The sequence below is a fragment of the Acinetobacter sp. UBA3025 genome (assembly GCF_002367915.1).
GTDB lineage: Bacteria > Pseudomonadota > Gammaproteobacteria > Pseudomonadales > Moraxellaceae > Acinetobacter.
Genome location: NZ_DFDO01000297.1, coordinates 1 through 8374 on the forward strand (window position 1 = coordinate 1; position 8374 = coordinate 8374).

The 8374-nt window shown below is 45.0% G+C and carries 8 protein-coding genes and 2 tRNA genes; 8 read left to right on the top strand and 2 right to left on the bottom strand.

Annotated elements, in window-relative coordinates:
• On the bottom strand, positions 1–369 hold a 369-nt coding region (locus B4J23_RS12555; RefSeq protein WP_291361042.1), incomplete at its 3' end, for a S4 domain-containing protein.
• Positions 370–440: 71 nt separating this feature from the next.
• Between B4J23_RS12555 and B4J23_RS12560 the strand changes: the two genes are divergently transcribed.
• From B4J23_RS12560 to B4J23_RS14415, 3 genes are all read left to right on the top strand, one after another.
• A complete protein-coding gene (locus tag B4J23_RS12560; RefSeq protein ID WP_291361044.1) occupies positions 441–1433 on the top strand; it encodes an outer membrane protein assembly factor BamD in 993 nt (330 codons plus the stop codon).
• A 196-nt stretch (positions 1434–1629) separates the two neighbouring features.
• On the top strand, positions 1630–2943 hold the full coding sequence (locus tag B4J23_RS12565) for a DNA primase (RefSeq protein WP_414631576.1): 1314 nt from the start codon (positions 1630–1632) through the stop codon (positions 2941–2943).
• 15 nt (positions 2944–2958) lie between these two features.
• A complete protein-coding gene (locus B4J23_RS14415; RefSeq protein ID WP_414631577.1) occupies positions 2959–3534 on the top strand; it encodes a hypothetical protein in 576 nt (191 codons plus the stop codon).
• A gap of 70 nt (positions 3535–3604) precedes the next feature.
• Here the strand turns inward: B4J23_RS14415 and hemA are convergent, their stop codons facing one another.
• A complete protein-coding gene (gene hemA, locus B4J23_RS12570) occupies positions 3605–4888 on the bottom strand; it encodes a glutamyl-tRNA reductase (RefSeq protein ID WP_291361046.1) in 1284 nt (427 codons plus the stop codon).
• A gap of 78 nt (positions 4889–4966) precedes the next feature.
• Here hemA and B4J23_RS12575 point away from each other — a divergent pair, with 78 nt between their 5' ends.
• From B4J23_RS12575 to B4J23_RS12595, 5 genes are all read left to right on the top strand, one after another.
• Positions 4967–6670: a tetratricopeptide repeat protein gene (locus tag B4J23_RS12575; protein WP_291361048.1), complete on the top strand. Its 1704-nt coding sequence runs from the start codon at positions 4967–4969 to the stop codon at positions 6668–6670.
• Positions 6671–6686: 16 nt separating this feature from the next.
• On the top strand, positions 6687–7265 hold the full coding sequence (lolB, locus tag B4J23_RS12580; protein WP_159123461.1) for a lipoprotein insertase outer membrane protein LolB: 579 nt from the start codon (positions 6687–6689) through the stop codon (positions 7263–7265).
• 21 nt (positions 7266–7286) lie between these two features.
• Entirely contained in the window at positions 7287–8117 is an 831-nt protein-coding gene (gene ispE / locus B4J23_RS12585) for a 4-(cytidine 5'-diphospho)-2-C-methyl-D-erythritol kinase (protein ID WP_291361050.1), read from the top strand.
• A tRNA-Gln gene (locus B4J23_RS12590) sits at positions 8116–8190 on the top strand. The genes ispE and B4J23_RS12590 overlap by 2 nt, the downstream gene beginning before the upstream one ends.
• Before the next feature lie 26 nt (positions 8191–8216).
• Positions 8217–8291: transfer RNA gene (locus tag B4J23_RS12595), tRNA-Gln, on the top strand.
• Positions 8292–8374 lie beyond the last annotated feature (83 nt).

The window sequence follows — 8374 nt, forward strand, 5'->3', positions numbered from 1 at the left end:
GTCATCATCTTCATAGACGATATCCAGTGGAATATCTTCAGGCAGGCTACGGGTTTGTGCCTCCAGTTCAACGTTTAAAGTCAGGGTTTCAAAGCCGTCACTTTTAAATTTCGGCTTAACTGGTTGACCATTCACTAATAAATTGCCGTCTTTGATCCATTGCTTGAGCTTTTCTCGAGAAAAATCGCTCCAGACCATGGCCGCAATCTGGTCGATACGTTGCCCGATATAACTTTCATCCAATTGAAATTGCAACGATAAACGTGTTGCAGTTGCGTCTGAAGTATGGTTATCTGCATCCTCAGAATCTTCAAGTAAATTGAAATCAGTATCAGGGATATTAGAATTGGAAGATTGTGCTTGACTCATTTGCTCATTCAGACAAAAGTGGTTTAATAGTGCAATTGTAGCTCATTGCCCGTATTAACAGAGGAATTTTTATGTCGCTACCACATTATAAAATGACAATGCTTGCTGTGACGTTAGGCATTGCATCGGCAATGGTAGGCTGTAGCAGTAATCCAAAAAAAGAAGTCGTGGACAAAGGTCCAGAATCTAGCGAACAGGTTTATATCCAGAAAGCACAGAACGCGCTAGATCGCAAACAATATACTGATGCAGCAAAACAGCTCGAAGCACTGGAAACCTATTACCCAACCAGCCAGTATGCACCGCAGGCGCAACTGGAACTGCTGTATGTCAAATTCCAGCAAAAAGATTATGAAGGTGCAGTGGCACTGGCAGAACGCTTTATCCGTCTGAATCCGCAACATCCAAATGTCGACTATGCTTACTATGTCCGTGGCGTAGCGAATATGGAGCAGAACTATAATGGCCTGCTACGTTATACCTCACTAAAACAGTCACACCGTGATGTGAGCTACCTGAAAGTAGCTTACCAGAATTTTGTCGATTTCATTCGCCGCTATCCATCAAGCACCTATGCAGTAGACGCTGCACAACGTATGAAGTTTATCGGTCAGGAACTGGCAGAAAGCGAAATGAATGCGGCCCGTTTCAATATCAAGCGTAAAGCATATTTGGCTGCTGTTGAACGTGGTTTATGGGTGATTGAACATTACCCACAAACGCCACAGATTCCAGAAGCGCTGGCAACCGTTGCTTACGGCTATGACAAGCTAGGTGACAAAGCCACAGCACAGCAATATATCGAAGTACTGAAACTAAACTATCCAGGTCTGGTGAATGCCGACGGTACCGTGAACCTGCGTGCAGCACGTAGTGAAGGCAGCTTCTTCAATCGTGCGACTTTGGGTATTTTCGGTAAAGAAGCCAAAACCGTGACCGATACGTCTAGCCAATCATCTGAAGACCAAGCAGAAAAACGCAGTCTGACCAATCGCATGACTTTTGGTTTACTCGATCGTCCTAAAACCACTGAAACTGAGCTACCTGAACCGACTGCTGAATAAGCCGACTGTTACAGGTGCATTTTTACAAAGGGCAAGTTATCATACTTGCCCTTTTGCATTTTCTGAGCCATGCTTGAACAAATTGTGCAAACAGGTTATACCAATTAATTCATTTATAGCGTTGGATGAATCATCCTACTTTTAATTTTCAATGATTTAACACCTAAATAACACAGCACGAGAAGCTTAGCAAACCATGGCCATTCCTCAGCATACGATTGATCAGATTCTCGATCGCACCGATATTGTCGATGTGATTGGTCAATACGTGAAACTAAAAAAAACTGGCCGTACTTATTCGGGCTGTTGCCCTTTCCATCAGGAAAAATCGCCTTCTTTTCACGTCTACCGTGACAAGCAGTATTTCCACTGCTTTGGCTGTCAGGCCAATGGTAATGCCATTCGCTTTTTAATGGATATTGGCAGCCGCAATTTCATTGAAGTGATGAAAGATCTGTCCAGCCAGACCGGAATTGAACTGCCTAAAGACAATAAAGATTCCAACCGCTTAAAATACAAACGCGAAGCTAAACCAAAACCGGTTGCAGCATCACCAGCAAAAACTGCGGATACATCTACAAATCCGACGCCTGGACAGTCTGCTTATTTTGATCCATTTGCTGAAATTCAGACACCTGAAGCTGAATTTTATACAGATGACCCTTTTGCTGCTTTTGAGCAAATGCCTACAGCAGAAGCACAAGCAGATGGCAACTTATATGACTTGCTGGAAAATATTGCGCAGTTTTATGAGCGTCAACTACCCAACAGTCCAAGTGCCCAGCAATATTTTAAACAGCGTGGTTTGACCGCAGAAACGATTGCTTACTGGCGACTCGGTTATGCACCGGAAGACTGGCAACATCTGGAAAAAGCCTTCCCACAGGATATTGAAGGTCTCAAACTTTTAGGTCTGATTCGTACCAGTGACAGTGGTCGGGATTTTGACCTGCTCCGTGATCGTGTCATCTTTCCGATTCGTGATAGTAAAGGCCGCGTGGTTGGTTTCGGTGGTCGTGCGCTGAATGACGAGATCAAACCGAAATATATCAACTCACCAGATTCAGAAGTTTTCCATAAAAACCAGTTATTGTATGGCCTGTATGAAGGTCGCAAGCAGAAAGCTCAAGACTGGCTGATGGTAGAAGGCTATATGGATGTCATTGCCTTGCAGCAATATGGCATTCATGGTGCAGTAGCTACTTTGGGGACGGCAAGTAATACTGATCATCTAAATATTCTGTTCAAGCAGAATAACCGGATTACCATTGCCTTTGATGGTGATGCGGCTGGACAAAAAGCGGCACGCCGTACTCTGGAAATTGCTCTACCCTTACTGAACGATGGGCGTGAGCTCAAATTCTTTGTCCTGCCGAATGACCATGACCCAGACTCCCTGATTCGTCGTGAAGGCATTGAAAATTTCCGCCGTCTGCTGGATCAGGCACCGTTGCTCTCTGACTTTGTCTTTGCTCATCTCACCCAGAATCACGACATTGCAACGCCTTAAGGTAAAAGTCAGGTGATGGGAGAGCTACGTCATCTAACCGAATTATTGCCCAAAGCTGGCTCATTCCGTTATCTACTACAGCAGTTCTTTCGGGAAAAACTCGGTTTTAGCCGCAAATGGCAACCCAAAGTCAATAATGACGCCTCTCTAAGCTTTAGCACCAAAATTGATGCCGAAGAGTATGTCATTGCGATTCTGTTGAATCATCCATATCTGTATATTCATTTTGAACCATTACGCGCACTGGTCAGTGAAGATCAGCTGTTGTTCAAGATCCTGAATATATTTAATGTGATTTTTGATGAATTGCCGGATGATCCGGAATTGTCGACCTATTATGTACTCGGTGCCTGTGCTGCACATCATCATGAGTTACAGCATATCCTGCAACATGCCAATGTCAGTGATTACACCTCTTCTCCTGAGCAGGCAGACAAACTGGCGGCAGACTTCTCGATCAAGCTGCAATATCAGTGTCTACAACACAAATTAAAATCGAAAAAGTTTAGTAGCATCGCGGAGATGAAAAATCTCAAGATGCGGATTTATGAAATTGATAAAAAACGTTCCATGACCTTACTCGAAGATTAAAAACCAAGAAATAAAAAAGGCGTTTATTTTAAACGCCTTTTAAATATCGGAAAGTTATTCCAACATCATTTTAATGTTTAACCTTACGGCGATGCTGTACCACGTCCTGTAAACTGTGCTGTAGCATTTCAAAATAGCTTGGATCTTCAGCTTTGGCAGCTTCACGCAGCATGATTGAGGTCGGATGCAGAAGTTTTTGAGTCAAACGATGAGAAAATTCGGCCAATACTGTTTCAGCACTTTCACCTTTGGCAATACGTTGCATAGCAGTTGCCAGTTCTTCCTGACGTAAGCTTTCCCCATAATCCCGGTAAGCATGAATCGTACTACCCGCCTCACTCACCTTCTGCTGGGTGATCAACTCAGTCGCCAGTTGATTGACCATCACTTCCGCTTCGACCGCTGCCTGACGACGCTGCGCCAGGTTTTCATCAATCACGCTTTGCAGATCGTCCACGCCATAGAGATAAACTCCATCCAGCTTTTCAACTTTTGGATCAATATCACGCGGTACAGCCAGATCGACCAACAGCATTTGCTGGTAACGGCGCTTCTTTAAGGCAGCTTTGACATCCGGATAGTGAATGACTTGATGCAAACTACCGGTACAACTGGAAATCACATCTGCACGATGCAAGTTTGCTGCCAACTGATCAAAATCAATAATCTCGACTTCTGCACGGTGGGCAATTTCCTGCGCCAGATTCTCTGCACGAGCACGAGTTCGGTTACAGATAATGATTTTTCTGACGCCCATTTCTGCCAGATGTTTGGCCACCAGACTGTTCATTTCCCCGGCTGCCACGACCATTACAGTTAACTGCTCAGGCCGGCTAAATACTTGCAATGCTAATTGTGCAACTGCATAGCCCATCGATACTGCATGACTGCCGACTGCTGTTTCCGAGCGCACACGCTTGGCCGCATAAAAGGCATATTCAAAGATACGATTCAGGTTTTGCGAAACGGTTTTAGATTCTTTGGCAAGAGAGAGTGCGGTTTTGACCTGTCCCAGAATCTGCGGTTCACCAAGCATCAGGGAGTCGAGACCACTGGCGACACGCATCAGATGAGTGACGGCTTGCGCATTCTCATAGCGATAAACATGATTCTGTAATTGCTTGGGATCAATACCATTGGTCTGGGCGAGCCAGTTTAGCACCATGTCGACATTGTCCGACATCGCGTAAACTTCGGTCCGGTTACATGTAGACACCACCACCATATCATTCAGTACAGGGTGCTGGCTTTGCTCGGCAAGTAAAATGCTTAACTTTTCAGGGTTAAAAGCAATCTTTTCGCGCAGCTCTACAGAGGCAGTTTGATGGTTGACACCCAATGCAAAGAAAGACATATCAGGTCATCATTTCACTAAATTTATGCTATTGTGCAACATCGGTGTCATAAAAAGCATTACTTGGATAAAGAAAAATTGCGTCTAACAACTAGCCGTATAAACGGCCCTACCATTAAGCAATATTCTACCACATTCTTGCTGGTGGTTAGCATGGCTTCAACTGCTCATCTTTATGCAGCAGAAGCAGTTTACCATGCAAATCAAAATTATGATGCGATAAAACAAAGTATGATAGCCGAGTTCGCACTCGCCTATCGCGATATTCCAAACGCTTTACACAACTATACTGTGCTGGCCATTAAAAGCAATTCCACCGCGGTTAAACAGCGCGCACTCAATATCGCCCTCGAACATGAAGACCTGAATGCAGCGCTGGATATTTCTACCCACTGGGTCGTCCAAGAACCGCAAGATGTTCCGGCATTATTCTATCTGGCGCATATCGCTTTAAAAGCACATGAGTACGAACTGGCGGCAGAAACGCTGGAAAAGATCCTGAAAATTGATGATAACGCCGATCTGGAAGAAATTCTGGCCGGGATTGCCCCGGATGAGCCGGATGACCGTGAATATTTAATTCAGGCTCTAAATACCAGCAAAGCCAAAGACAATCCTTCGATTCTGGTGCTGGTCGCCGGTCTGGAAGCACAAAAAGGTCAGTTAGAACAGGCTCTCAATACCATTAATCGCGCCCTAAAAAAACGTCCAAAATCAACTGGCTATATCCTAATGAAAGCCAATCTGTTGGCGGCATTGGGTGATGATGCGGAAACGTTGAAATGGTACGAGAAAGCCAGTCGCAAACATCGCAACAACATGGATATACGTCTGGCTGAGGTTAAATACCTGATCAAGCTGAATGAAGCTGAAAAGGCCTTACAGAAACTAGAAACGATCCTGAAAAAATCACCACAACATGAAGAAGCGCTGTTTATTGCCGGCTTAACCAGTATTGACCTGCAGCAATATGAACGGGCCGAAAAATATCTGGTTGAGCTCCGCTATTCAGCTCAGTACCAGAATGAAGCCTATTACTATCTGGCGGTCAATGCAGAACGCAAACAGCATTATGAAACCGCCAAGGCTTATTACCGCCTGGTGGATGGCAGCCTATATACGGTCTCACGACGCAATATTATTGCCATCTTTGCCGAGCAGGATAAACTGCATGATGCGTTGCGCTTTCTGACTCAGGAACGGGTTAATTATCCGCAACATGCCAGTTTCCTGTATCTGGCTCAAGCGGATATTCTGAAACGCATGAATAATAAGAACGCAGCAATCCGGATTCTGGAAGAAGCCAGCAAAAACCTGCCGGATGATCCGGAACTGGTATATGCTCAAGTCTTATTGTTAGATCCGCATGAAGATCGTGATCAACTGGATCAGTTATTAAAAACCCTGCTTAAAATCGAGCCGAATAGTCCAACCTATCTGAATGCTTATGCTTATACACTGGCGCGACAAAATCGCCGTCTGGATGAAGCACGGCGCTATGCTGAACAGGCACTGGAATACGCACCAGAACAGGCTTCTATTCTGGATACCTATGGCTATATCTGTTATTTGCAAAATGACTTTACCACGGCTGCCCAAGTCTTGCTTAAAGCCTATGAACTGAATCCAAGTGCAAAAATTGGCGTCCGTTATGCACGTTCGCTTTATATGAAAGGCGATCTACAACAATTCCATCAAGTGTTACAACAATTACAACAAAACCATCCAAATGACCCAGAATTAAACCAACTTAATTCGCTATTGTTAGCACCACAATCCTGAACGAGTCCATTCTTTTATGCGCAACATAAGTACTTTAGGCTGCTGTTTCCTTGCTTCTACTGCCCTGTTCATGAGTGGCTGCCAGCAGATGGTTCAGCAAAAAGCGCCTGTCACGCCATCGGTACAGGCTGAAAACCAGTTCCAGCTGCAAGGTAAAATCGGGGTACGTACACCTCAGCAAAGCGGCAGTGCCTTTTTTACCTGGGTTCAGCAGCAAGAAGAATTTGATATTGAACTAACTGGTATCTTAGGTGCCGGAAAAACCCAGATTTCAGGTACTCCTGGCCAAGTGACTTTGAATAGTGCCAAAACCGGCCTGATCAAGGCAGCAACGGCAGAAGAACTATTGCAACGTGCAACCGGCTGGCAAGCCCCGATTAGTCATTTAGTTGATTGGGTACAGGCACGTCCCGCGACTCAATCTGCCCAGATCCAGAAAGACAGCTCACAGCGTATCAGCCAGATTATTGAACAAGGCTGGACGGTAGATCTGAGTTATAACCAGCAGGCAACTGTTCCAAACCGCTTGATTTTAAAGCAGTCGCTTGAGAATGGGGGTGAAAACCGTATTACAATGGTGATTCAAAACCGTTAACTGGTCTGATGCAAGCCTATGATGATTCGTGTTCCCTCACCTGCAAAACTGAACTTGTTTCTCCATATCACCGGTCGCCGTCCGGATGGTTATCACGAGCTGCAAAGTATCTTTCAGTTGATAGATTTGTGTGACTGGCTAGAGTTTGAGCAAACAGATGATCAGCAGATTCAGATTGAAGGTCTAGCCTCAGTCGATTTGGAACGGAATCTCATCTATCGTGCAGCGCAGATTTTGCAGCCTTATGCCAAAACGCCTTCTGGTCTGATCATTCGACTAGAGAAGAATATTCCCATGGGTGCAGGTCTTGGTGGTGGCTCATCCAATGCAGCAACGACCCTGATTGTGCTGAACCAGTTATGGCATTGTGGCTTAAATTCTGAGCAACTGGCAGAGCTCGGCGTCAAGCTGGGCGCGGATGTGCCTATTTTTGTTCATGGTCGCAATGCCTGGGCTGAAGGCATTGGTGAACACTTAACATTCATAGACTTAGATCAAAAACAGTTCATTGTGTTAAAACCTGACTGTTTTATCAGCACTCAACAGCTTTTTTCACAAAAAACGTTGACAAGAGACACGAAGCCCTCTAAATTTTGCGCCTATCAGATAAAGCCATCTGATTTCGGAAATAACTTTGAGCCAGTGGCACGAAGCCTATATCCAGAAGTCGATGAGGCGATGCAATATCTCGATCAATTCGGTGTTGCAAAGCTTACAGGTACAGGTGCTTGTGTTTTTATCGAAGTGACTGATGATATGAATGTGACCGACATTCTTGAGAATGCACCATGTAAATCTTACTTGGTGAACAGTCTACAAGAATCGCCATTACATCATTTCAAGGTTCAATAGGGGTATCGCCAAGTGGTAAGGCACCGGGTTTTGATCCCGGCATCCGTTGGTTCGAATCCAGCTACCCCTGCCATTATTCACCTGTAGATGTACTGTATTAGGGGTATCGCCAAGTGGTAAGGCACCGGGTTTTGATCCCGGCATCCGTTGGTTCGAATCCAGCTACCCCTGCCATCTTACAGTTCATCAAATCTAGGGGCGTCGCCAAGTGGTAAGGCACCGGGTTTTGATCTCGGCATCCGTTGGTTCGAATCCAG